This window comes from Corynebacterium mastitidis DSM 44356 (assembly GCF_000375365.1).
In the GTDB taxonomy this organism is placed as follows: Bacteria; Actinomycetota; Actinomycetes; order Mycobacteriales; family Mycobacteriaceae; genus Corynebacterium; species Corynebacterium mastitidis.
Genome location: NZ_AQXB01000001.1, coordinates 150,892 through 175,277 on the forward strand (window position 1 = coordinate 150,892; position 24,386 = coordinate 175,277).

At 71.3% G+C, this 24,386-nt stretch carries 17 protein-coding genes; 3 read left to right on the top strand and 14 right to left on the bottom strand.

Annotated elements, in window-relative coordinates; translation table 11 throughout:
* Positions 1-105: 105 nt before the first annotated feature.
* From B140_RS0100730 to B140_RS0100745, 4 genes are read right to left on the bottom strand one after another with little or no spacing between them, the layout of a single operon-like run.
* On the bottom strand, positions 106-450 hold the full coding sequence (locus tag B140_RS0100730; RefSeq protein WP_018117432.1) for an SdpI family protein: 345 nt from the start codon (positions 448-450) through the stop codon (positions 106-108).
* 52 nt (positions 451-502) lie between these two features.
* Positions 503-2,212, bottom strand: a complete 1,710-nt coding sequence (locus B140_RS0100735; RefSeq protein ID WP_051069205.1) for a phospho-sugar mutase — start codon at positions 2,210-2,212, stop codon at positions 503-505.
* Positions 2,213-2,216: 4 nt separating this feature from the next.
* Positions 2,217-2,852 (bottom strand): deoxyribose-phosphate aldolase, encoded by a 636-nt coding sequence (deoC, locus tag B140_RS0100740; RefSeq protein ID WP_018117434.1) that lies wholly within the window; start codon positions 2,850-2,852, stop codon positions 2,217-2,219.
* 28 nt (positions 2,853-2,880) lie between these two features.
* Entirely contained in the window at positions 2,881-4,185 is a 1,305-nt protein-coding gene (locus B140_RS0100745) for a thymidine phosphorylase (RefSeq protein WP_018117435.1), read from the bottom strand.
* A 146-nt stretch (positions 4,186-4,331) separates the two neighbouring features.
* Here B140_RS0100745 and B140_RS0100750 point away from each other — a divergent pair, with 146 nt between their 5' ends.
* Positions 4,332-4,883: a cytidine deaminase gene (locus B140_RS0100750; RefSeq protein WP_018117436.1), complete on the top strand. Its 552-nt coding sequence runs from the start codon at positions 4,332-4,334 to the stop codon at positions 4,881-4,883.
* Positions 4,884-4,887: 4 nt separating this feature from the next.
* Entirely contained in the window at positions 4,888-6,105 is a 1,218-nt protein-coding gene (locus B140_RS0100755; protein WP_018117437.1) for a NupC/NupG family nucleoside CNT transporter, read from the top strand.
* Between the two features lie 41 nt (positions 6,106-6,146).
* Here the strand turns inward: B140_RS0100755 and B140_RS0100760 are convergent, their stop codons facing one another.
* Together B140_RS0100760 and B140_RS0100765 are read right to left on the bottom strand one after the other, a co-directional pair.
* A complete protein-coding gene (locus B140_RS0100760) occupies positions 6,147-6,449 on the bottom strand; it encodes a hypothetical protein (protein WP_156801589.1) in 303 nt (100 codons plus the stop codon).
* 26 nt (positions 6,450-6,475) lie between these two features.
* On the bottom strand, positions 6,476-7,177 hold the full coding sequence (locus B140_RS0100765) for a hypothetical protein (RefSeq protein WP_018117439.1): 702 nt from the start codon (positions 7,175-7,177) through the stop codon (positions 6,476-6,478).
* A gap of 143 nt (positions 7,178-7,320) precedes the next feature.
* On the opposite strand from B140_RS0100765, the gene B140_RS0100770 reads away from it, so the two are divergent.
* Positions 7,321-8,901: an alkaline phosphatase D family protein gene (locus tag B140_RS0100770; RefSeq protein ID WP_018117440.1), complete on the top strand. Its 1,581-nt coding sequence runs from the start codon at positions 7,321-7,323 to the stop codon at positions 8,899-8,901.
* Positions 8,902-9,012: 111 nt separating this feature from the next.
* On the opposite strand, the gene rpsP is transcribed toward B140_RS0100770, so the two are convergent.
* The 8 genes from rpsP to smc all read right to left on the bottom strand — a co-directional run bounded on the left by rpsP (position 9,013) and on the right by smc (position 24,386).
* Positions 9,013-9,501: a 30S ribosomal protein S16 gene (rpsP, locus tag B140_RS0100775; RefSeq protein WP_018117441.1), complete on the bottom strand. Its 489-nt coding sequence runs from the start codon at positions 9,499-9,501 to the stop codon at positions 9,013-9,015.
* Between the two features lie 209 nt (positions 9,502-9,710).
* Entirely contained in the window at positions 9,711-11,342 is a 1,632-nt protein-coding gene (ffh, locus tag B140_RS0100780; protein ID WP_026165837.1) for a signal recognition particle protein, read from the bottom strand.
* A 34-nt stretch (positions 11,343-11,376) separates the two neighbouring features.
* Positions 11,377-13,428 (bottom strand): [protein-PII] uridylyltransferase, encoded by a 2,052-nt coding sequence (locus B140_RS0100785; protein ID WP_018117443.1) that lies wholly within the window; start codon positions 13,426-13,428, stop codon positions 11,377-11,379.
* Positions 13,425-13,763, bottom strand: a complete 339-nt coding sequence (locus tag B140_RS0100790; protein WP_026165838.1) for a P-II family nitrogen regulator — start codon at positions 13,761-13,763, stop codon at positions 13,425-13,427. Before B140_RS0100790 ends, B140_RS0100785 begins: the two co-directional genes overlap by 4 nt.
* A 119-nt stretch (positions 13,764-13,882) precedes the next feature.
* Positions 13,883-15,139: an ammonium transporter gene (locus B140_RS0100795; RefSeq protein WP_018117445.1), complete on the bottom strand. Its 1,257-nt coding sequence runs from the start codon at positions 15,137-15,139 to the stop codon at positions 13,883-13,885.
* A 137-nt stretch (positions 15,140-15,276) separates the two neighbouring features.
* Positions 15,277-17,127, bottom strand: a complete 1,851-nt coding sequence (gene ftsY / locus B140_RS0100800; RefSeq protein ID WP_018117446.1) for a signal recognition particle-docking protein FtsY — start codon at positions 17,125-17,127, stop codon at positions 15,277-15,279.
* Between the two features lie 203 nt (positions 17,128-17,330).
* On the bottom strand, positions 17,331-20,825 hold the full coding sequence (locus tag B140_RS0100805; protein WP_051069206.1) for a hypothetical protein: 3,495 nt from the start codon (positions 20,823-20,825) through the stop codon (positions 17,331-17,333).
* 72 nt (positions 20,826-20,897) lie between these two features.
* The gene (smc, locus tag B140_RS0100810; RefSeq protein WP_018117448.1) at positions 20,898-24,386 is read right to left on the bottom strand and encodes a chromosome segregation protein SMC; all 3,489 of its coding nucleotides are present in this window, start codon (positions 24,384-24,386) and stop codon (positions 20,898-20,900) included.

Consider the following 24,386-nt stretch of genomic DNA (forward strand, 5'->3'; position numbering starts at 1 on the left):
CATAGCGGAGCGGGCTTATGAATCGGTATGAATCTTATGAATCGTTGTGAATCCTTGTGAACGCGACGGCCCCGATGGCGCGAAGCCACGTTGTGTTTTCCGAACCTAGCCGGCCTCCCGGACAGCGCAGTGGGCTTTCCTCGACGCGACCAGAAGCATGGCGACCACCAGGGCGGCTACCGGAATACCTATCCCACCAATAAGAGCGTCATCCCCCACCAGGCAGAGGGCACTACCCACGAACAAAGGAATGCTGCTCATGCTTATATACCTTGCCGCAGCCTTATGCCCCTTGATCCACGATTCATCGCTGGAAAGCAAAATGGGCGTTCTTATTCCCACCCACGTGTTTTTCGGAAGCGTTCCCCTGCCCGACTTCATGCCGATAGATAGGACCCCGATTCCGGCCGCGAGCCACACGATTGCCATGATGGCGGCAAAAAGCGTCACCTCAACCTCTCCTTAACGTATTTGCTTCAGTACACCCACAACAGGGGACGCGCTACCCTTGCCCATTGTCGCGCGGGTTTCTGGCTTGCCCCACCCCCAGCAGCCCCGCCACCTGCGCGCATAGCGCGTCTAGCCGGTCGAGCGCCTGGGCGCGCTCGGGCCGGATCGCCTCGACGTAGCACTTGAGCTTGGGCTCGGTGCCCGAGGGGCGCAGGATCACCCGGTCCTCGTCCTCCGTGCGCAGCACCGCACCGGGGGTGGCGGGCAGGCCCCGGTAGCCCGCCCCGAGGTCGGCCACCTCGCGCACCTGCGCCCCGGCCAGGCGGGCCGGTGGATGATCCAGCAGGCGGCGGATCGCGGCGCGGGCCTCCTCCGGGGAGTCCACGCGCACCGTCAGCGGGCGGGTGCGGTAGCAGCCGTAGGTGGCGTCGATCCGCTCGCCCAGCGCGCGCAGGTCGCACCGCGCGGCCAGCTCCGCCACGCGCAGGCAGGCGGAGATTCCGTCCTTGTCCCGCACCGCCTGGGGGTCCGTGCAGTAGCCGATGGCCTCCTCGTAGCCGAAGGCCAGCCCCGGCACCCGGCCGATCCACTTGAAGCCGGTGAGCGTGGGGGCAAAGCCCAGGCCGTGTCGGTGCGCGATGCGCTCGAGCAGGCGGGAGCTGACCACGGAGCACGCCAGGGTTCCGCCGCCGGGGCCCAGCCGCCGCGCGGCGTCCTCCCCCAGCAGCGCGCCCACGCGGTCCCCGCTAAGGCGGGTCCACCCGCCCCCACCGTCGGGGATGGCCACCGCGCAGCGGTCCGCGTCCGGGTCCAGGGCCAGCACCAGCCGCGCCCCGGCCTCGGTGGCGGCGGCGTAGGCCAGGTCGAGCGCCCCGGGCTCCTCGGGGTTGGGGAACTCAACGGTGGGAAAGTCCGGGTCGGGTCGCTGCTGGGCGGCCACCGGGGTTACGGATGCAAAGCCCGCCTCGCGCAGCACGCGGACCAGGAGGTCCCCGCCCACGCCGTGCATGGCGGTGACCACGATGGGCAGGTCGCGGCGGGCCGCCGCGTCCGCCCCGCCCGGCCCCGTCCCGGCGGCGGACAGCGCCGCGACCACCCGGCGCGCGTAGCGCTCCACGATCTCCCCGCCCAGCTCCGTGACGTCCTCGCTCGCGCGCGGCACCTCGTCCGCGTGGCCCACGGCGGCGATCTCGCGGGCGATCTGCGCGTCCGCCGGGGCGATGAGCTGCACGCCCCGCGCCTCGTCCGAGTCCACCGCGCGCCCGCCCAGGTACACCTTGTAGCCGTTATCGCGCGGCGGGTTATGCGAGGCGGTGATCATCACCCCGGCCTCACAGGCCAGCTCGCGCACGGCGTAGGCGGTCACGGGCGTGGGCTGGCGCGGCGGCAGCGCCAGGACCTCGCAGCCCGCCGCCGCCAGCACCTGGGCCGCGGCGCGGGCGAACTCTGCGGAGCCGTGCCGGGCGTCGCAGCCCACGACCACGCGCGGGCGCTCCACCTGGGAGACCAGCCAGCGGGCCAGCCCGGCGCTGGTGCGGATCACGGTGGCCAGGTTCATCCGGCTCTCCCCCGCGCCGAGCGGCGCGCGCAGCCCGGCGGTGCCGAACTCCGGCGGCCCGGCGAAGCGCTCGCTCAGCTCCGGGGAGCGCCGCGCAAGGAGCGCGTCGATCTCCGCGCGGGTGCGGGGGTCGGGGTCGTGGTCGCGCCAGCGGCGCGCCCGGTCCAGCACCTCAGAGCTAGGGTTCCGCGTGCCGCTCGGCATCGGCCTACCCCTCCACCACGGCGCGGCTGGACGAGCAGCCCAGGCGGGTGGCCCCGGCGTCGATCATGGCGCGCGCCGTGGCGGCGTCGCGGATGCCGCCGGAGGCCTTGACCCCCAGGCGCTCCCCCACGGTCTCCCGCATGAGGCGCACGGCGTGCTCGGTGGCCCCGCCCGCCGGGTGGAAGCCCGTGGAGGTTTTGACGAAGTCCGCCTCGGCGGCCTCGGCGGCGCGGCAGGCGCCCACGATCTGGGCGTCCTCCAGCGCGGCGGACTCGATGATGACCTTGAGCACCACGCCGGGGGCCGCCCGGCGCACGGCGCGGATCTCCTCCTCTACCAGGTCCATGCGCCCCTGGCGGGCGGCGGAGACGTTGATGACCATGTCGATCTCCTCCGCGCCCTGGGCGGCGGCCAGGGCGGCCTCGGCGGCCTTGACCTGGCCGTGGTGCGCGCCGGAGGGGAAGCCGCACACCACCGCCAGGTGCAGCCCCTCGGGCACCTCCAGGGGAAGCTGGGAGGGCGAGACGCACACGGAGTAGCAGCCGAGGTCCGCGGCCTCGGCCACGAGCTCCGCGACCTGCTCGGCGGTGGCCTCCGGCTTGAGCAGGGTGTGGTCGATCATGCGGGCGATGCTGGTCATGAGGTGAGGGCTCCTTAGCGTAGGCAACTTATGCGCCGGGGTGGGCGTCGATGGTCTCGTAGATCAGGGTGCGCGCGGCGGGTTGCTGCGGGCCGACGCCCAGCCCCGGCAGCACCGCCTCCAGGGCGCGATCCATGCGCTCCGGGGTGTCGGTGTGCAGGGTGAGCAGCGGCTGCCCCGGCGTCACGCGCTGCCCGTGCTCCACGTGCAGCTCGATGCCCGCCGCGGCCTGCACCGCGTCCTCCTTGCGCGCCCGCCCGGCGCCCAGGCGCCACGATCCTACCCCCAGGGCGAGGGCGTCGAGCGTATCGACGTACCCCTCCCGCCGCGCGCGCACCTGATGGGTGTGCCGGGCGGTGGGCAGCGGGGCGTCCGGGTCCCCGCCCTGGGCGCGCACCATGCGCCGCCAGGTGTCCATCGCGCGGCCGTCGTCCAGCGCCTCCTCCACCTCGGCGTCGGGGATGCCCGCGATCTCCAGCATGGCCCGGGCCAGCGCGCAGGTCAGCTCCCGCACGTCGCTCGGCCCGCCCCCGCCGAGCACCTCCACGGCCTCGCGCACCTCCAGGGCGTTGCCGATGGTGCGGCCCAGCGGCACGTCCATGTTGGTGAGCAGGGCGCGGGTGGCCACCCCGGCGTCCGCGCCGATGTCCACCATCGTGCGCGCCAGCTCCCGGGCCGAGTCCACGGTGCGCATGAACGCCCCCGACCCCACCTTGACGTCCAGCACCAGCCCGGAGGTGCCCTCCGCGATCTTCTTGCTCATGATCGAGCTGGCGATCAGGGGGATGCTGTCCACCGTGCCGGTGACGTCCCGCAGCGCGTAGAGCTTCCTATCCGCCGGGGCCAGGTCCGCGCTGGCGGCGGCCACCACCGCGCCCACCTCGCCCAGGATGGTGCGCATGCACGGGGCGCTCAGCTCGGGCGACCAGCCGGGAATGGACTCGAGCTTGTCCAGGGTGCCGCCGGTGTGTCCCAGGCCGCGCCCGGAGAGCTGCGGCACCGCCACCCCGAAGCTCGCCACCAGGGGCCCGAGCGCAAGCGTGATCTTATCGCCCACCCCGCCCGTGGAGTGCTTGTCCACCGTGGGCCTGGGCAGCGCGCCCAGGTCCAGGGTGGTGCCGCTGGCGATCATCGCCTCCGTCCAACGGGCCACCTCGCGGCGGCTCATGCCACGCAGGAAGATCGCCATCGCCAGCGCCGCCATCTGCTCCTCGCTGACTACCCCGCGCGTGTAGGCATCCACCACCCACGCGATGTGGGAATCCTCCCACTGCCCGCCGTCGCGTTTGATACGGATAATGTCCACCGCGTCGAAGCGCTCGGTGCTGCTCATGATCCCTGACGTACCCCTTCCAGCGTGGGAATATGCGGCCCGGGAAAGTTGTCCGGCTCCCGCGTCAAAGCCTATCATCAGAAAAAACTCAGGGAACCGCATGCGTATCCCTGTGACCTCCCCCGATAGCCCCGGAGACCACGCCCATGACCACCCCCGCACCCCCACCCTCCCCCGAGCCCGCCGAGCCCGCTAGGGTCGCTCCCCGGCTCCTGGCCGCCGCGCGCGAGGCCGCCCGCCGCGCCTGGGCCCCGTACAGCGCCTTCCCCGTGGGGGCGGCGGTGCTGACCTCCGAGGGCGAGATCGTCCTCGGGTGCAACGTGGAAAACGCCGCCTACGGCGAGGCGATCTGCGCCGAGCGCAACGCCGTGACCAGCATGGTGGCCACCGGGGCGCGCCCGGGCCGCGACGCGACAGACGACGGGGACGCGGGGGCCGCCGCCGGGGCGTCGAAAGCCCCCTTCCCCGAGGTCGGCCCGCCGCCCACCGTCGTTGCCGTGGCGGTCGTGGGCCTCAAGGCCGCCCCCTGCTGGCCCTGCGGCGCCTGCCGCCAGGTGCTGCGCGAGTTCCACTGCCAGCACGTCATCGTCGAGGACGAGTCCGGCCGACCGCTCATCCTCCCCTTCGACCAGATCCTGCCTCACTCCTTCGGCCCGGAGGCACTGGATACCCCCGCCCCGCACGCACCCGGAGAGTAACGTCATGGATCGCTTTCAAGGCCTCATCGGCATCGCCTGCATCTTTGCCCTCATCGTCGCCTTTTCCAGCAGCCGCCGCAACATCAAGTGGCGCACCCTCGGCGTGGGCTTCGGGCTCCAGGCCCTCTTCGCGCTCCTCGTGCTCAAGTGGGAGCCCGGCTTCCAGGCCCTCAAGGCCACCGCCAACGGAGTATCCCGGCTCATCGACTTCACCAACGAGGGCACCAGCTTTGTCTTTGGCTCCCTCTTTGACACCGAGGGCAACTCCTTCGTGTTTGCCCTCAACGTCCTGCCCATCATCGTGTTCTTGGGGGCGATCATCGGCGCGCTGTACTACCTGCGCGTGCTCCAATGGTTCGTGGAGATCGTGGGCACCGCGCTCAACAAGATCCTGGGCACCTCCAAGCTGGAATCCGTGTGGGCCTCCACCGTGATCTTCCTCGGCCAGTCCGAGGCTCCCCTCGTGATTAAGCCCTGGCTGCCCAAGCTCACCCGCTCCGAGCTCTTCGCCTGCATGACCGGCGGCTTCGCCTCCGTGGCCGGGTCCACCCTCATCGGCTACTCCCTGCTCGGCGCGCCCCTGGAATACCTGCTGGCCGCCTCCGTCATGAACGCCCCCGGCTCCCTCATCGTGGCCAAGGGCCTCATGCCGGAGACCGAGCAGTCCGTGGCCAGCGCCAACGTGCGCGACATCCGGGACGCCGAGAACCGCAACCTCATCGACGCCCTCGGCGCCGGGGCCCTCTCCGGCGGGCGCATCGCCGTGACTGTGGCCTGCCTGCTCGTGGCCTTCATCGCGCTCATCGCCATGGCCTCCGCCGCGCTCGGCGGCATCGGGCACCTCTTTGGGCAGGAGAACTGGTCCCTCGACGGCCTCTTCGGCCTCCTGTTTAGCCCCGTGGCCTGGGCGATCGGTGTGCCCTGGGACGAGGCCTCGCTGGTGGGCAACTTCATCGGCCAAAAGACCATCCTCAACGAGTTTGTGGGCTACACCAGCTTCTCCGAGCACGTGGACACCATGAGCGCCAAGGCCGTGATGCTCAGCACCTTTGCGCTGGCGGGCTTTGCCAACCTCGCCTCCATCGCCATCCAGATCGGCTCCTTCGGCGCGATATGCCCGGAGCGGCGTTCCGACGTCGCGGAGCTAGGGCTACGCGCGCTCTTCGCCGGGTTCCTCACCAACATGCTCAACGCGGCGATCGTGGGGGTTATCGCTTTTTAGGGAGGGGTGACACGTGCACTCACCCCTCCCCCTCCGAAGGCTCAATCCTTTATCACGTCAATAAAGTAGGCCATCATGGAGAAGTCCGGGTCCTGCGAGGCGACCTCCTCGATCACCGCCTCCACATCTGCCTCGCCCGGGGTAAACACCTTTTTGATAACAGGGTTCACCAGCATGATCTTCAGCTTTCCCGTGGCGAATATCGCGTTGATGGACGCGGCGATCTCCTCCCGGGTAGGAGCAAAGGGATCGTAGCCAAAGAAGCGGTACACATCGTACAGGGAGGGCCAGTCCCTATCCTCTTCAATGTACTCTTCTACCCAAGAGTAAAAGTCTTCCCTCATATCAGCTCCTCCGCTGTTCCTCCGTATTACTTTGCTAAAGCAGGAGCCGCCCGCACGCAGAACTGCCTCCACGTCGCTTCCGCCACGCTCGGGGTGAGGAGTTCAAAGGCCTCCGCCAGCCGCAGGGGCGTGAACTGCTTGCACCGCACCACGGTACTGTCCCCCTTCGAGTTCCTCACCCGGTACGGAATATGTGCGGCGCTGTCCGAAATATCCTGGAAGATCAGGCTAGGGTCCGCGTCCCGGTAAGAATGAGAGCGGATCAGATACTCCGGGCGGAGGGGCTGCCAGCCCCCACCACCCCGGCTGCCAACGCTCATGGCGAGGGACGTGGGAGCCACCGGGGTGAGGGCGGCAAGAACGAGCGACCACACCGCAAAAAGCGGGCGGAGGGGAAGGCGGTCCCCCGTCACCGCCACCGTGAGCAGGAATGTGGCACACTCCCTCTCCTCCGGCGCCTCCACCGACGTCGCGGGCAGATTGTAGTAATCGTGCACCTCCCAGAGCGCCGCGGAGGCGGCGGGGGCCGCGCTGATGCTCCACTCGGATTCCCCGGTGCACGAAAACCCTAAAATCCTTTCGCAGTCCCGAAAATCCCGTAGCGGGTCTACACCCTCATTCAGACCCGTTCCCTGCGGGTAGGAGGCGGCCAACTCCATGCTGGCGGACAGGCTATCCCCGCCGATTAACAGGGGTTTCCTTAGCCCCGCGTATTGCTCATCGTGCATATCTGACCCCGCCTGCTCACGCGCCGAGAACGCCCATCGGATGTAGCGCAGCTCCCCTCGCGGAGGTGCGCTGCGTAGAAATATATCCTCCCGTTCACCCACCCGCCATACCCCATTCACCTCCTCCCCCTACCATCGCCCCCATGCCTGTTTCCCGTCGCCTCTTCCTGGCCTCCTCCGGCCTCGCCACCGCCGGTGCCCTGCTCCCCGCCTCGCTCCCTTCCCCAGCCACCGCAACCGCCTCGGCCCAGAACCCCTCCCCGCTGTCCTCCTTCGGCGGCCTCATCCCGGAGCGCCCGCGCCTGACCCACGGCGTCGCCTCGGGCGACGTGCGCCCGGACGGCGCCCTGATCTGGACGCGCGCGGATCGCCCCAGCCGCCTCATCGTGGAGGCCTCCCCCACCGAGTCCTTCCGCAATCCCCGCCGCTTCACCGGCATGACCATGACCCCGGAAACCGATCACACAGGCAAGCTGCGCCTGGTGGGCCTGGACACCGATTCGGACGTGCACTACCGGGCCTTTGCCCAGGACCTCGATACCGGCCTGCTCTCCGAGCCGGTGCTGGGGACGCTGCGCACGGCGCCGTCGGCAAGCAGGAACATCCGCTTCCAGTGGTCGGGCGACGTGGCGGGCCAGGGCTACGGCATCAACCCTGAGCTCGGGGGCTGGACGGCGTGGTCGCAGATGGCGCAGCGCAACCCGGACTTCTTCCTGCACTCCGGGGACACCATCTACGCGGACAACCCCATCGAGGAGTCGGTGACACTGCCCGATGGCCGCGTGTGGCGCAACGTGGTCACGGAGGCGAAGTCCCGCGTGGCGCAGAGCCTGGAGGATTATCGCGGCAACTACGCCTATAACCTCATGGACTCCCACTACCGGGACTTCCAAGCCCGGGTTCCGCAGATCGTGCAGTGGGACGACCACGAGACGGTGAACAACTGGTACCCGGGCGAGGTGCTGGACCTGCCGGAGTACGCGGTCAAGGACGTCAACACCCTGGCCGGGTGGGCGCACCGGGCGTTCCACGAGTGGCAGCCCACGGATCAGAGCATGGCGGTGGACGGGCGCATCTACCGCAAGATCTCCTACGGCCCGCTGCTGGACGTCTTCGTGCTGGACATGCGCTCCTACAAGGACGATAACGAGCTAAACCATCGCGGCACCAGGGCCGACGGCGCGATCCTGGGCGAGCGGCAGGAGAAGTGGCTGATCCAGGGGCTGCAATCCTCCACCGCAACGTGGAAGGTGGTGGCCAACGACCTCCCCCTGGGGATCGTGGTGCCGGACGGGAAGTCCGGCAACCAGGAGGGCGTGGCCAACGGCGGGCCGGGGGCGCCGGTGGGGCGGGAATCGGAGATCGCCCGCGTGCTCCACGCCATCCGCGAGGTGCGCAACGTGGTGTGGCTGACCGCCGACGTCCACTACACCGCTGCCCACCACTATCACCCGGATCGCGCGGCGTTCCAGGAGTTCTCCCCGTTCTGGGAGTTCGTCTCCGGGCCTCTGCAGGCCGGGGCCTTTGGGCCCAACGAGATGGACCCCACCTTTGGCCCCGAGGTGGTGTACGTGCACGCCCCGGAGGAGCCCAACCAGTCCCCGCTGGACGAGTTCCAGCACTTTGGCGAGGTGGACATCGACGGCCAGACGCGGGAGATGACCGTCAAGCTGCTCACCACCCGGGGAACGGAGCTATACCGGGTGACGCTGCCCGCCGAGTAGCGCCCCGGCGCGCATGAAAAAGGCCGCCCCGGGTGGTTCCTCGGACCCCTCGGGGCGGCCTTCTCTATGCTTTCCGCGCTTTCCGTACTACTCGTGCGCGCGAGCGGGGAATTACTCGGCGGACTCCGCCTCGGCATCCTGCTCGCCGGCCTCGGCGGCGGCCTTCTCGGCGGCCAGCTTCTCGGCGGCGGCCTTGGCCTCCTTCTCCTCCTTGGCCTTGCGCTTCTTCTCCACCACGTCGTCCACGGAGGGGCCGTTGTTGGCCTCGGCCAGGGCCTCGTTGAACAGGTCCAGCTTGGACTTCTTCTCCGGGGCCACCTTGAGGGTGCCCTCGGCGCCCTCGATGCCCTTGAACTTCTGCCAGTCGCCGGTGACCTTGAGCAGGGCCAGCACGGGCTCGGTGGGCTGGGCGCCCACGCCCAGCCAGTACTGGGCGCGCTCGGAGTCGATCTTGATCACGGAGGGATCTTCCTTCGGCTCGTAGATGCCGATGTTCTCGATCACCTTGCCGTCGCGGCGGGTGCGGGCGTCCGCGATCACCACGCGGTAGTGCGGGGTGCGGATCTTGCCGAGGCGCTGGAGCTTGATCTTGACAGCCATGCTGGTGTGTCCTTTTCTGTGGTCACTGGGCAGTTCTGGCGCCCGCCCGGGGTGGGCGGGCCGGTTCAACCCTTAGGTTTAGCCTGCGTGTGAGCCTGCTGGCCGGCCGTGGCCGGGAACAGCGTGACGCAGGAACGTATCTGTGTGCTGCCCACGCGGGGCAACCCGCAAAATATTACTACAGCGGGCGCACCCGGCGCCAGTTTCCCCTACTTGCCCTTGCCCTGGCCGAAGTCCAGGTTGTTGAGGTCGATGTTCTCCATGCCCTTGGGCATCTTCGGCATCCCCTTGGCCAGCTTGCCCAGCCCGCCCAGGCCGGGCATGCCGCCCCCGGCCTCCATCTGCTGCTGCAACTGCTGGAGCTGCGCCATGTCCGGCATCCCCCCGCCCATGCCGGGCATCTTCGGCGGGGTCGGCCCCTTCTTCGCGGGCTTGCGCTTGCCGTTCTTGCCCTTGCGGCCCTTGGGCTTCTTCTTCGTGGCCGAGCGCATGGGCCCGCCCATGCCGAACTGCCCGGCCATCTTGCCCATCATCTTCTTGGCCTCGAAGAAACGCTCCACGAGCTGGTTGACGTCGGAGACCTGCACGCCGGAGCCCGCCGCGATGCGCTTGCGGCGCGAGGCGTTGAGGATCTTGGGGTTCTCCCGCTCGGCGGGGGTCATGCCGCGGATGATGGCCTGGATGCGATCCAGTTGTTTCTCGTCCACCATGTCCGCCATCTGGTTCATCTGCTTGCCGCCGGGCAGCATCTTGAGCAGGTTGCCGATCGGCCCCATGCGGCGGATCATGAGCATCTGATCCAGGAAGTCCTCCAGGGTCAGCTCCCCGGTGCCGATCTTCTGCGCGGTGGCCTCCGCCTGCTGCTGGTCAAAGACAGTCTCCGCCTGCTCGATCAGGGAGAGCATGTCGCCCATGCCCAGGATGCGGCTGGCCATGCGCTCGGGGTGGAAGACGTCGAAGTCCTCCAGCTTCTCGCCCGTGGAGGCGAACAGGATCGGCTTGCCGGTGACCTCGCGGATGGACAGCGCCGCGCCGCCTCGGGCGTCGCCGTCGAGCTTGGTCAGCACCACGCCGGTGAAGTCCACGCCGTCGCGGAAGGCCTCGGCGGTGCTCACGGCGTCCTGGCCGATCATGGAGTCGATGACAAAGAGCACCTCGTCCGGCTGCACGGCGTCGCGGATGTTGCGCGCCTGCGTCATCAGCTCCTCGTCGATGCCCAGGCGGCCCGCGGTATCCACGATCACCACGTCGTGCTGCGCGCGGCGCGCCTCCTCGATGCCCGCCTGGGCCACCGCCACGGGATCCCCGTGGGAGGTGCCCATCTCGTGCTCCGAGGAGTCCAGGGAGGTGCCGGGGTCCGGGGCGAAGGTGGGCACGCCCGCGCGCTCGCCCACGATCTGGAGCTGCTGCACGGCGCCGGGGCGCTGGAGATCGCAGGCCACCAGCATGGGGGTGTGGCCCTGCTTTTCCAGGTGCTTGGCCAGCTTGCCCGCCAGGGTGGTCTTACCCGCGCCCTGGAGGCCCGCGAGCATGATCACGGTGGGCGGGTTCTTGGCGAGGTTGAGTCTGCGGGTCTCCCCGCCGAGGATGCCCGTGAGCTCCTCGTTGACGATCTTGATGACCTGCTGGGCCGGGTTGAGCGCCTGGGAGACCTCCGCGCCGCCCGCGCGTTCCTTGATCCTCTTGATGAAGCCGCGCACCACGGGCAGGGAGACGTCCGCCTCCAGCAGCGCCAGGCGGATCTCCCGGGCCGTGGAATTGATGTCTGCCTCGGTGAGTTTTCCCTTGCCGCGGATGCCGCTGAGCGCTCCGGAAAGGCGATCGGACAAAGACTCAAACACTGTGGTGCCGCTCCCTCGTAGAACTACGGGTTGTTCACTGCTTCAAGTAGTCTACGTTACCGCCCACGGCCCGGGCGACGCCGCGTTCCACCTCGCCGCGATCCACCCCGGGAGGCATCTGGGCCTGCACGATCATCGTCCCCCCGACGTTGCGCATGGTCAGCCACCGGGCCGCCACCAGCGCCCCGGCCACCGCCGCGAGCGCGCCCACGCTATCGACGGTGCGCACCTCCACCACCGATCCGCGCCAGTACGTCGCGGCGGGGGCGGGCGCGATCGCGGGCAGCTCCCGGTACACCCCGGAGCGGTAGGCGCGCACCAGCCCCTGGGCGTCGAGCGCCGGGCGCACCGTGGAGCGCACCTCGAACTCCGCGTGCACCTCGCCGTTGGCCCGGGCGCGGATGCGGGCGGCGTCGATGGTCCAGGCCTTCGCCGCGATCACGGCCAGCACGCGCGGGAGGCGGCCCGGCCCCTCGGCCCGCCAGTACACCGTGGTGCCCCTCATGCCCACCTCCCCCGGCGCGCTGACCAGGGGCGGGCCGGGGGTTACCTCGCTGAGCTGCCTGCGCGCCCGGGTCACAAGCTCCGCGATGCCTCGCTCCAGGCGGAGGCTCCACACCCCGGGCCCGGTGGCCTGGGCGTCCGCCGGGGCCAGGGCCGCCAGGAGCTCCAGGGTGAGCAGGTCGTAGTGCACGGCGCCCAGCAGCTCGTCCACGGTGGACTCCGCCCCCGGGTCGCGGGTGGCGGCCAGGCGCGGCAGCGTGGTGTGCTCGGCCACCACCGTCTGCACGCAGCTTCGCTCGCGCAGGTTCAGCCCCAGGCGGGTGCCCATGCGCGCCACCAGCTCCGCGCCCACCTGCTCGTGCGGGCGGCCCCTCCCCTTGCCGATGTCGTGGTACAGCGCCGTGAGCAGCAGCAGGTCGGGGCGGGCCACGGTGGTCGTGGCCGAGGCGCAGCGGGCCAGCACCCGCAGCGTGTGCTCGTCGATGGTGTGGGCGTGGCTGGGCTCGGCGGGCATCCTGCCCCGGATGTGCCCCCACTCCGGGATCAGCGGCTGCCACAGGCCGTGCTCGTCGAGCTCCCGGATCACGCGCGCGCTATGGCGCGGGGAGTTCAGCAGGGAGAGGAAGTCCAGGGCCGCCTGGCGCGGCAGGCGCTCGGGCAGCGGCGGCAGCTCAGCCAGCCGCGCCCAGGTGCGCTCCGTGACCGGCAGCCCCGTGCGGGCGGCGGAGGCCGCCACGCGCAGCAGCAGGCCGGGATCGTCCAGGCGGGGCTGGCGGGCGAGCGCGATCCGCCCGTTATCCTCCACCACGTCCACGTCCAGGGGGCGGCGGGCGTGGCGGCGGGTGCGCCCGTGCAGCAGGTCCCGGGCCTGGGCCAGGGCTGCGGTCAGCTCGGCATCCACGCGCCGGGCGTTGGTGGCAAGCTGACGGGCCAGGGCGTAGCGGTCCACCATGCCCAGGTCCAGGGCGATGTCCGCCGCAAACTCCGGGTCGAGCACGTCCCGACGCCGCCGCGCGTACCGGTGCAGCAGGCGGCGGACGTCGAGCAGCAGCGCGCGCTCCGCGCTCAGATCCGGCATGTTGCACACGTGCCCGAGCGCCAGCGCGCGCAGCAGCTCGATGTCTCGCAGGCCGCCGCGCCCGTGCTTGAGATCCGGGCGCGTCATGGTCACCAGGGAGCCGGAGCGACGCCACCGCGCGATCGCGGTATCCACCACCGCGTTGAAGTTGCGGCTGAGCTCCCTGCGCCAGGTGCGCAGCACCAGGTCGCGGCAGCGCCGGGTAAGCTCCGCGTCCCCGGAGAGGTGGCGCAGGTCCAGCAGGGCGAGCGCCGCCGTGGCCTCCCCGGTAATCAGCGCGGCGCAGTCGTCGGGGCTGCGCACCGAGTGATCCAGGCGCCTGCCCGCGTCCCAGACCGGGTACCACAGCCGCTCCGCCTCCTCGCGGCTCGGCGGGCGATCCTGGGGGTGCAGCAGGAGCAGATCCACGTCGGAATGCTCCGTGGATTCGCCCCGCGCCACCGAGCCGGTGGCGGCCAGGGCGCACCCCGGCGGCACGGGCAGGCTGGCGAGCAGGTCCTTCACAGGGCGTCGCGGTCGCGCTCCCCGGTGCGCACGCGCACCACCTGCTCCACCGGGCTGACCCACACCTTGCCGTCGCCCACCTTGCCGGTGTAGGCGGCCTCGGTGATCGCGGCCACCACCTCGTCGAGGGATTCGTCGTTGACCAGCACCTCCACCTTGACCTTGGGCACGAACTCGGTGGCGTATTCCGCGCCCCGGTACAGCTCCGTGTGCCCGCGCTGCTGGCCAAAGCCCTGGGTCTCCGTGACCGTCATGCCATAGATGCCCAGCGCATCCAGGCCCTCCCGAATATCGGACAGGGTAAAGGGCTTGACCACTGCCGTTACCAGTTTCATCTTCCGCGTCCTTCCGCTGCTTGATGGCTTGTTCTTCGTACCTCTCGGCGTGCGCGGCCTCCACTGCGCTCCCGCTGGCTCATCCTACTGGCCCGCGGGCTTACGGCCGCCGTTGCTTCCTACCGGGCCCCGGCGGAGTCGTAGGCGGACTCCGCGTGCAGGGCGTAGTCGATGCCGTTGTACTCGTCCTCCCTGTCCACGCGCCATCCCATCGCCGCCTTGAGCGCCACGGCGATGATCGCGGTGACGGCCCCGGAGAAGAGCACGGCGGCCAGCGCGATGAGGACCTGCACCACGGTGAGCCGAATATCGCCCAGCAGGATGCCCACGCCCACGGTGCCCCACAGCCCGGCCACCAGGTGCACGCCCACCACATCGAGGGAGTCGTCATACCCAAAGCGGAACTTCAGGCCCACCGCCAGGCAGGCGAGCACCCCGCCCACCGCGCCGAGGATCAGGGAGGTCACCGGGGTCAGCGCCCCGGCCGCCGGGGTGATCGCCACGAGCCCGGCCACCAGGCCGGACGCCGCGCCCAGCGAGGTGGCGTGCCCGTCGCGCGCCTTCTCCGTGGCCAGCCAGGCCAGCAGTCCCGCCGCCGCGGCGGCCGCGGTGTTCACCCAGGCCAGGGCCGCCGTGGCGTCCGGGGCCAGGGCCGAGCCCGCGTTGAACCCGCACCAGCCGAACCACAGCAAGGCCGCGCCCAGCATCACCATCGGCAGGTTGTGCGGGCGGGAGACCCGGCGGGGAAAGCCCTGCCGCTTGCCCACCACGAGGGCCAGCACCAGGGCCGCCGCGCCCGCCGAGATGTGCACCACCGTGCCCCCGGCGAAGTCGATGGGCGCCACGGCGGCCTCCCCCTCGGCGGTGGTGCCGAAGATCCAGGCGGAGATCGAGTCCCCGCCCTCGGAGAGCAGGCCGCCGCCCCACACCATGTGCGCCAGCGGGAAGTACACCAGGGTGGGCCAGGCCGCGCTGAACACCAGCCAGGTGGAGAACTTCACGCGCCCCGCCAGCGCCCCGGAGATGATCGCCGTGGAGATCACCGCGAAGGTGAGCTGGAAGGCCACGTCCACCAGAGCGGGATAGCCGTTGCCCCCGGCGGTGGCGGCGTCGATGCCGCGCAGCCCGAAGAACTCCACCGGCGAGGCCACCACCCCGCCGAGGGAATGGGTGCCGTAGGACATGGACCAGCCCCAGAGCAGGTACACCACGGTGACCACGCCGAGCGAGCTAAAGCTCATCATCATCATGTTGAGCACCGCGCGGCGGCCCGCCATTCCCCCGTAGAACAACGCCAGGGCCGGCGTCATGAGGAGCACGAGCGTGGCCGCCACCAGCACCCAGGCCGCGTTGGCGGCGAGCGATTCTGTGACCATGAGGCACCTACCTTTCGTATTTTCTATCGGAATACAGGTAAGCCTAGACCAAAGGGGCCCTTTTTGGTTGTTCTACAGAAAATAATATGGCGTAGATCACAAGATCTACGCCATGCGCCGCTCCGGACGAGCGAACCCTACGCGGACTCCCCCAGCAGGGCGTCCACGAAGCCCTCCACCTCGAAGGGAGCCAGGTCATCCGAGCCCTCGCCCAGGCCCACGAGCTTCACCGGAACCCCCAGCTCCTCCTGCACCTTAAACACGATGCCGCCCTTGGCCGTGCCGTCGAGCTTGGTGAGCACCACGCCGGTGATGTCCACGACCTCGCTGAAGGTGCGCGCCTGCATCAGGCCGTTCTGCCCCACGGTGGCGTCCAGCACCAGCAGCACCTCGTCCACCTTGGCCTTCTTCTCCACCACGCGCTTGACCTTGCCGAGCTGATCCATCAGCCCCACGGAGGTGTGCAGGCGACCGGCCGTGTCCACCAGCACCACGTCCGCCTGCGTGGACACGCCGTGGGCCACGGCGTCGAAGGCCACCGAGGCCGGGTCCGCCCCCTCGGCGCCCCGCACGGTCTGCGCGCCCACGCGACGGCCCCACGTCTCGAGCTGGTCGGCGGCTGCGGCGCGGAAGGTATCCGCCGCGCCCAGCACCACCTTGTGGCCCATCGACACCAGCACGCGGGCCAGCTTGCCCGTGGTGGTGGTCTTGCCCGTGCCGTTGACGCCCACCACCAGCACCACCGCCGGCTTGCCCTCATAGGGCATGGCCTTGATCGAACGGTCCAGGCCCGGCTGGCAGGCCTCGATGAGCGTCTCGCGCAGCATCGCGCGCGCCTCCGCCTCGGAGGCCACGCCGCGCTCCGCGATCTTCTCGCGCAGATCCTCCACCACCCTGGTGGTCACCGTGGTGCCCAGGTCCGCCATGACCAGGGTGTCCTCGATCTCCTCCCAGGCGTCCTCGTCCAGGTCGCCCGCCGAGAGGATGCCCAGCACGGACTTGCCGATCATGTTCTGCGAGCGCGAGAGCCGCCCGCGCAGGCGGCCCAGGCGGCCCGCCGCCGGGGCGATCTCCTCCTGCGGCTCCTCCGGCTCCTGCGCCTGAGCCGGGGGCTGCTGGGGCTGCGGGGCCTCGGCGGGGCGCTCCGCCTCGGGCTCCGGCGCCGGGGTCTGCTCCAGCGCCTCCTCGGCGCCCCGGGCCGTCGCGGCGGCCGCGGCTGCGGCCTCCTGAGCCTTCTCGGCTTCCTCGGCCTCCCGCTGCGGCTCGGGGGTGGCCGGGGGCGCGGTGTCCTCGGTGGGTTCGGCGGACTCCGCCGCCTCGGGGGTCTCGACCGCCTCGACTACATCGGCCGCCTCGGGCTCGGCGTCCTCGCGGGCCTCTGTTGCCTCTGTTGCCTCTGTTTCCTCGTCTACCTTCGGCTTCTCCTCCTCGGGCGCCTCCGGGGCGATCTCCTGCGCCGGGGCCGGGACCACCGACTCCTCCGGGGCCTGCTCCGCCACGGGCTGCGGGGCCTCCGGCCGGGCGGTCTCAGGCTCGGCGGGCCGCGCAGGCTCCGCCGCCTCCCCCGCCTCGTCGCTGGGGCGCGGCGGCACGGTCGGCTCGATCGGCTCGGTCACGCGGGGCGTGGGCCGCTCGCTCGCAGCCGGGGCCGCGTGCTTCTCGGACGGCGCGGGCTGCGGCGCGGGGGCCTGCTTCTTCGGCTCCTCACGCGGCACCGGCTGCTTTTCCGGTTGCCCGGCGCGCCCCCCGGTGAAGGCCGCCACGCTGGCGTCCGCCGCGCCCCCGGGGGCGAAGTTAAACCCGCCCTTGGCCTGGTAATTGCCGGATTTTTCTTGCTGAGTAAGCTGCTTGGGCTCCTCGTCCTCCTTCTTGTCAAAGCTCACCGTCTTAGAGGCCGCGTGCTTGCGGCCAATAACCACGAGAATCGCCACCAACAGGAGGATGACGAGGAGCGCGATCCCACCAATGATCCAAAAATCCGTAGACATGGTTTCCATCATGGCAGGGCACACCCCCGTTGACCACCCCGCCTCCCCCCCTGGGCGGCCTCGCCCTGCCGACGCCACCACGGCGCAGCGTGACTGGTGGGGCTACCGCGCGCACGGAAGCGGAATGAAAAGATCTTCTCAGGCCGCGCTGTGGCGGATGTGATTCACACCCGCCACACTCAGACGCCCCCCGGGCTGGCCTCCTAGCCGCGCGCCGCCGAGGCGGCCAGGGCCATGGCCTCGGCCGAGATCACGTCCCCGGTGACCAGGTCCGGCACCACGTCCGCGAGCTGGGACCAGCCCTGGGCGGCGGCGTCGAGGGTCTTGGACTTCCCCATCAGCCCGTGCGCGTGCATGCGCGCGGACAGCGCGAACACCAGGGAGACCACCGGGGCCAGCGCCCACGCGTTGTCCTTGTCCTCGGTGTTCACGCCCTCGAGCTTGTCAAAGCGCACGCGCGCGGCGGAATACAGGGCGCGGTGTGTACTGCGCAGGGCGCGCAGCAGGGAGACTGCGGGCTTGACCAGCCCCTCCGAGGTCAGCAGGCGGTTGAGTTCCTCGCGCTTGCGGAACGTCTCGAACACCGCCATCAGGCGGGGGCCGTCCTCCATGATGGGGCCGGGCACGATGTCCGCGTTGGCAAAGAACATGCTCATGAGCTGCTCCTGCTGCGCGGAGTCCATGTGCGCGATGCGCACGGTGGAGGCGTCGATGCAGGCGGAGTCCAGCGTGGAGTCCCGACCCGTGAGCAGGGTGTTGACCAGGGTGGGCCCGGCGGTCTTTTTCAGCTCCGCCAGCAGCGCCTTGAGTTCCTTGGTGCTCTCCGCGCCGAGCGCGCCGCCCACCTGGCCGAGCTGCATCATGATGGTGATCCAGGGGCTGCGGTGATCCTCCGCGGCGGCGGCCTGCCCCTCCTCGAGGTTGAAGGAGTGGTTGACCAGGCCGGTCACGATCATCCGCCCCGGCTGGAGGTGCGCGGGCACCAGCGAGCCGGACAGCCCGCGCAGGGCCTCGCGCGGCGACTCCGCGAAGATCGCGTGCGCGACGTCGCGCTCGCGGCTGGTGGAGCCGAAGTGATCCCAGATCACCGGCAGCACCTCCGCGCTCGAGGGCGGGGTCTCCTCCTGCCCGGCGAGGAAGGCGGACAGGCGCGTCAGCTCCTCCGGCTGATCGGAGAAGTACCCGGGCTGCTCCACGCGGAAGGCCGTCTCCCCCGGGTGCTGCGGGGCGCGCAGGGTGCCAAACGGGTCCCCGGCGTAGAGCTGCACCACGAGCTCCCCGGCGTCCACGAGGGATTCGGGCAGCGGGGTGACCTCCTCCACCCGGCGCACGTGGCGGGCCGCGGACCAGGGGGCCGTGGCGGGCCACACCCAGGCCGCGAGGCCGCGCGATTCCGCGAGGTCCTCGAAGTGCAGGGCGCCGCCCTCCACCCGCACCCCGGTGGCGTGTGGGGTGGAGCTCATCACGGCCAGGGTCACGGACACGCGGTTGTTGCTGGCGGGGTCAGTCCACTCGAACTCCAGGCGCCCCTCCGGCATCACGGCCACGGACTGCGCGATGGCCGCCACCGAGGCGGAATACGTCACCGCGTCCTCCCGCTCGAGCGCCACGGTGCGCACCGGGGACCCGTGGTGGTTGCGCACGCTGACCCGGGGGCGGCCCAGCTCGCCGGTGGCCCGCACGCGGATGCGCCCCGCCGGGTCGATGTGGCGGGTGCCGAGGTAGAGGCGGCTGGTGCGCCACCGGGGCTGGTAGGTGGTCATGCCCAGCTCGAAGGAGAGCGCCGGGGGACTAAAGCGCAGCGGCAGGCTATCGCCCTCGTCCGTGCTCACCACGAAGTCCGCGCCCGCCTCGTGCGGGGCCACCGCGATCCGGCGCGGGGAGACGGAAAAGTCCTTCTCGCCGTGGCCCACGGCCAGGGTGGCCGGGGACAGCCCGCCCTGGGCCGGGATGCGCACGCTGCGCGAGGCGGCGTCGATGGTGGTCTCCCCGACCATGCCCTCCACGATGGCGTAGCGGTGGCGGAAGGACTCGTTGCGCGGGCCGCGCAGGCGCACGAGGTACTCGCCCACCCAGGGGGCGTCGTACGCCTCGGGGTCAAAGATCTGGAAGGCGCCGCCCTCGGCGGGCACCTCCAGCGGCTCCAGCTCCGCGATCTCCTCGGCGGTCTCCCCCACCCCGGAGTAGGCGGAGATGGAGAGGTACCAGATCTCCTCGCGCCCGGAGACGGTGGCCGGGAAATCCGCCACCAGGGATTCCGCGTGCACCGGCAGCCTGTTGAGGGTACGCACGTGCGGCACCGGTTCCGCCGGGTGGACGAAGCGCACGCGCTGGCGCGGGTCCACGCTGCGCAGGTGCGCCATCGCCGAGGGGGCCTGGCCCACGCGCACCACCTGGAGCGAGGCGATGCCCGAGGCGTCCACCCGCCGGTACTCCCAGCCCTCCCAGCCCAGGACCGGGTGGGCGTCGAGCACCGGCACGGGCTGCCCGGAGACCACGTCCACGAGCTGGGCGTCATCGGGCACCACCGCGAACAACTCCGAGTGGTGCAGGGAGGCCTTGTCGGTGAGGTTCTGGCCGTTGGCCGCGAAGAGGAGCACCGGGTCCTCGGCGTCCACCACCGGCACCACCCAGGTGATCCCGTTGGTGGTGTCCAGCACCGTGGCCTCGCGCACCTGGCTCTCCACCGCCACGTCCAGGGCCTCCGCGTAGGTGGGCTCGCCCCAGGGGCGCTCCGTGCGAAAGACCCGGGTGGTGCCCGCCAGACTCACGCGCCACGACACCTCCGCGTGCGCGCCCTCCCCCACGTACTGCGTGGCCACCCGCTGCTCGGGCAGGCGCAGGCACACCCGGCCGCGCCGGGTATCCAGCACCAGGCGGGGGCGCACCTCGCGGGGGGCCACGCCCACGGCGGTGGCGCGTTCCGGGGTGCCCACGGGCCGCTCGCGCAGCTCCGCCACCACGGCCTCCTCCACGAGGAGCGGCAGGGCGGGCCGCAGGTGGGAGCGGTCCCTATCCAGCCAGGAGGTGGGGTGCTGCACGGAAAAGGCCCGCACCTCCTGGATGCCCCGGATCAGCTCCTCCGCGCGCTGGGGGGCGTGCCGGGCGGTGACGGCGGCGCTGGGCAGGTCCTCCCCGCCCGCGATCTCCGCCACGGCCCGTTGCGCTAGGTCCTCGGCGCCCGCGCCCTCGGGGTCCAGCCCATCGAGCAGCTCGAGCACCCCGGCCACCTCGCCGTGGATCACCCCGGCGTGGTGGCACAGCAGGTCCACGCTGCTCATGCCCTCCGGGGTGTCCAGGCCCGCGCGCGCCAGCAGGCCGGGCGTGGCGGCCTCCAGGGCGCTCACCCACTCCGGGTGGGGGCTGAGCCCCAGGCCCGCGAAGTACTCGGTATAAAAGTCCGAGCGATCCAGCAGGCGGGTGGCCCGGAAGATCAGCGTCACCGAGGTCATCACCGGGGTCACCTCCCACAGGCCCGGCAGGTCCGCCCCGGCGGTGGCCTGGCGGGACAGGAAGATGCCAAAGAGCCTGTCGTAGCGCTCCAGCTCGTCGCCGCTGAGCCCGGCCTCGGGGAAATACGGGTGCCGAGCGAACCTCTCGGCGAGCTGTAGTTCCCCCTGCGAGGCCCAGCCCAGCAGGGAATCCGACATGTCGGCAAAGGGAGTACCCGCCTGCGCGCCCGTACCGTGCTCACTCATAACCGTGCTGTGTCCCCTTTTTGTCTCTCCGATGGGGCCGCGCCGCCCTTGTAGCGACACGACTGTGCCCATTTAGCCTAGAGCAGAAGCGGGCTCCGCGGTGTCGTCGGGCTGCATCCGCTGGCTGAGCACCCTGGTGACGCCGTCGCCGCGCATGGTCACCCCGTAGAGCACGTTGGCCACGTCCATCGTGGGCTTCTGGTGGGTAATCACGATGAGCTGGGAATCCCGGCGCAGCTCCCGGAAGAGGTTGATGAGGCGGCGCAGGTTGACGTCGTCGAGCGCCGCCTCCACCTCGTCCATCACGTAGAAGGGGCTGGGCCGGGCCCGGAAGATCGCCACCAGCAGGGCCAGCGCCGTGAGCGACTTCTCCCCGCCGGAGAGCAGGGAGAGCCGCTTGACCCTCTTGCCCGGCGGGCGCGCCTCCAGCTCGATGCCGGTGGCCAGCATGTCCTCCGGCTCCGTGAGCACCAGGCGGCCCTGCCCGCCGGGGAAGAGCGTGTGAAAAACCTTGGGGAACTCCGCCTCCACGTCCCGCCACGCCTCCGTGAAAAGCTGCAGGATGCGCGCGTCCACCTCCTCGATCACCCCCTCCAGGTCCTCCCGGGCCTCCTCCACGTCCGCCAGTTGGGTGGAAAGGAACTGGTAGCGCTCCTCGAGCGCCTTATACTCCTCCAGGGCCAGGGGGTTGACCTTGCCCAGGGCGCTGAGGTCCTTCTCCGCCTGCCGCAGCCGCGCCTGCTGCGCCTTGCGGTCAAAGCCGGGCCCCGGGGCGTAGCCCTCCAGCAGGTCCGCGATCGGCAGGCCCGTCTGCTCCACGACCTTGGCCTCCGCCTCGTCCAGCCGCACCTGCGCCTGGCCTCGCGCGACCTCCGAGGCGTGGGCGGAATCGCTCAGGCGGCCAAGCTGCTGGCGCACCGCGCTCACGGCGTCCTTGGCCCGAGACAGCCGGGTAGTAACCCCAGCCTTCTCCCGCTGGATCGCGTCGCGGTCTCCCGTGGCCTCCTCCAGGGCGCGCTCCACGCGCCGCGCCACCTGCGCCGCGCCCTCCATCACCGCGCGCGCCAGCTCGGCCTCGGCCCGCCGCCGGGCCACCGCCTGCTCGTGCCTAGCCTTGGCCTTGCGCTCGTGGGCCGCCTGGCGGCGCAACTGCTGGGCCTTGCCGCGGGCCTGCTCCACGCGGTCCTCGGCGGTGCGCGCGCTCAGCCGCGCCTCCATCTCCATGGCCTTGGCCTGGGCCAGCTCCGCCGCGGCCTCGTCCCGGGCCTGGGTGGAGGGCTCCTGCGCCGTGGCGTCCTCCGCGTCCACCTGATCCAGGCGCGCGCGCACGGCCGCCAGCTCCGCCTCGGCCTGGGCCAGGCGCCGCTCGACCTCGCCTACGCGCCGCCGCGCGCGCTCGTGGGCCTCCCGGCGCTCGCCCACCTCGCGCTCCAGGCGGCGCGCCTCGCGCTGCCACCCCTCGGCCTGGCCGTCGTGCTCGCGGAGCGCCGCGGTGGCGGAGGCCGCCTCGATGCGGGCCTCCTGGGCCGCCAGGCCCGCCCCCTCTACCGTGCCGGACAGCTCCCCCAGCCGGGCCCGCGCGGCGGCCAATTCCTCCTCGGCCCGCGCGATCGCGCCCGCCACCTCCACCGAGCTCGCGGCGGCGTGCCCCACCTGAGCCCAGCCCTGGCCCACCAGGTCCCCCTCGGGGGTCACGGCCCGCACGCGAGGGTCGGCCTCCACCGCCGCGCGCGCGGCCTCCCAGTCCGGCACCAGGGCCACGTCCGCCAGCAGGCGGTTGATCGCCACCGCCACGCTGGGCTCCACGGAGAGGCGATCGAGCAGCCACTGCGCGCCCTCCGGGAGGTCCGCCTCCAGGCGCCACCGGCTCTCGCGCCCGGCGTCCTCCATCACCACGGTGCGCTCCACCTCGGCCCCGCGCAGCCCGCGCAGCGCCTCTTCGGAGGCCGGGCCCACCACGGCCTCCGCGTGCGCGCCCAGGGCCGCCGCCACGGCCGCCTCGCAGCCCGGGTCCGGGTGCACCTCGCCGCTCAACCCCCGCCACCCCTGGCCGCTCAGCAGCTCCGAGGCCGAGGCCCTCGGCGCGGCCTGCCGCAGCGTCTCGATCCGCGATTCCAGCGTGTACACCTCGCGCTCGTGCTCCCGCTGCTCGGCGCGCACCTGCTCCAGCCGCTCCTCGGCGGCGCGCTGCTCCGCACCCGCGCGCTCGCCGGCCTCCTCCAGCGGGGCGCGCTGCCGCCGGGCCTGCTCCTGGCGGTCCTTGGCCTCCTCCCATTCCCCCTCGGCCTGCCGCAGCCGCGCCTGGGCCTCCGCCTCCGCGCCGCGCTGCCGCTCCAGTTCCTCGGCGGCGCCGCGCGCCGTGGCCGCGTGGTTCTCCTCGGCGGCCAGCAGGCGCACCACGCCCTCGCGGTGATCGGCCAGCGCCTTGATCTGGGCCAGGTGCTCCCGCTCGGTGCGCCGGGCGGTGTCCTCCCGCTGGGCCACCTCCTCGAGCAGCACCTCCAGGCGCTCCCGGGCGATCTCGGCGGCCTCCTCCAGGGCCTCGAACTGCGCGTCCGCCTCCTGGGCCCGCAGCTCGAGCGCCTCCGGGTCCGCCCCCGAGTACGGCACCTCGTGCCCGCTGGTCCTGGCGCGCTCGGCCGCGATCCGCGAGGTGGCGTGCACCCGCTCGGCCAGGGTGGACAGCCGGAACCACAACTTTTGTGCGGCCTCCTCCCTCGGGACGATCCGCGCCAGGTCCTCCTCCCAACCCATCTGCTCCGCGCCGCGCTCCTCCGCCTCCTCGGTCAGGGCCGCCACCCGTTCCTTCAGCGCCTCCGCCTGGCGGTCGGCGTCCTCCCACTCGGCGCGCAGGGTCACGATGCGATCCCCGGCCAGGCGCAGGCGGGCGTCGCGCAGCGTGGCCTGCACCGTGGCGGCCCGCTGGGCGGCCTCGGCCTGGCGGGCCAGGGGCTTGAGCTGGCGGCTCAGCTCCTCGGTGAGGTCGCGCAGCCGGTCCAGGTTCCCCTGCATCCCGGCGAGCTTGCGCTGCGCCTTCTCCTTGCGCCGCCGGTGCTTGAGCACCCCGGCGGCCTCCTCGATGTAGGCGCGGCGCTCCTCCGGGCGGGACTCCAGGATCTCCGAGAGCTTGCCCTGGCCCACGATGATGTGCATCTCGCGCCCGATGCCGGAGTCGGAGAGCAGCTCCTGGATGTCCATCAGCCGGGCCTTGGCCCCGTTGATCTCGTACTCGCTGGCGCCGTCGCGGAACATGCGGCGCGTCACCGATACCTCGGAGTACTCGATGGGCAGCTTGCCGTCGCTGTTGTCGATGGTGAGGGTGACCTCCGCGCGGCCCAGGGGCTTGCGGTCCCCCGCCCCCGCGAAGATCACGTCCTGCATCTTGCCCCCGCGCAGCGTCTTGGCGCCCTGCTCCCCCATCACCCACGCCAGGGCGTCCACCACGTTGGACTTGCCCGAGCCGTTGGGGCCCACCACCGCGCAGATGCCCGGCTCGAACTTCAGGGTGGTCGCGGACGCGAAGGACTTAAAGCCCTTGAGCGTCAACGATTTCAGGTGCAT

Bases quoted from the DNA above. Each gene is read 5' to 3' on its own strand.
- B140_RS0100735 (WP_051069205.1), bottom strand. From the start codon at position 2,212: ATGCCGAGCGGCACGCGGAACCCTAGCTCTGAGGTGCTGGACCGGGCG.
- deoC (WP_018117434.1), bottom strand. From the start codon at position 2,852: ATGACCAGCATCGCCCGCATGATCGACCACACCCTGCTCAAGCCGGAG.
- B140_RS0100745 (WP_018117435.1), bottom strand. From the start codon at position 4,185: ATGAGCAGCACCGAGCGCTTCGACGCGGTGGACATTATCCGTATCAAA.
- B140_RS0100750 (WP_018117436.1), top strand. From the start codon at position 4,332: ATGACCACCCCCGCACCCCCACCCTCCCCCGAGCCCGCCGAGCCCGCT.
- B140_RS0100755 (WP_018117437.1), top strand. From the start codon at position 4,888: ATGGATCGCTTTCAAGGCCTCATCGGCATCGCCTGCATCTTTGCCCTC.
- B140_RS0100760 (WP_156801589.1), bottom strand. From the start codon at position 6,449: ATGAGGGAAGACTTTTACTCTTGGGTAGAAGAGTACATTGAAGAGGAT.
- B140_RS0100765 (WP_018117439.1), bottom strand. From the start codon at position 7,177: ATGCACGATGAGCAATACGCGGGGCTAAGGAAACCCCTGTTAATCGGC.
- B140_RS0100770 (WP_018117440.1), top strand. From the start codon at position 7,321: ATGCCTGTTTCCCGTCGCCTCTTCCTGGCCTCCTCCGGCCTCGCCACC.
- rpsP (WP_018117441.1), bottom strand. From the start codon at position 9,501: ATGGCTGTCAAGATCAAGCTCCAGCGCCTCGGCAAGATCCGCACCCCG.
- B140_RS0100790 (WP_026165838.1), bottom strand. From the start codon at position 13,763: ATGAAACTGGTAACGGCAGTGGTCAAGCCCTTTACCCTGTCCGATATT.
- B140_RS0100795 (WP_018117445.1), bottom strand. From the start codon at position 15,139: ATGGTCACAGAATCGCTCGCCGCCAACGCGGCCTGGGTGCTGGTGGCG.
- ftsY (WP_018117446.1), bottom strand. From the start codon at position 17,127: ATGTCTACGGATTTTTGGATCATTGGTGGGATCGCGCTCCTCGTCATC.
- B140_RS0100805 (WP_051069206.1), bottom strand. From the start codon at position 20,825: ATGAGTGAGCACGGTACGGGCGCGCAGGCGGGTACTCCCTTTGCCGAC.
- smc (WP_018117448.1), bottom strand. From the start codon at position 24,386: ATGCACCTGAAATCGTTGACGCTCAAGGGCTTTAAGTCCTTCGCGTCC.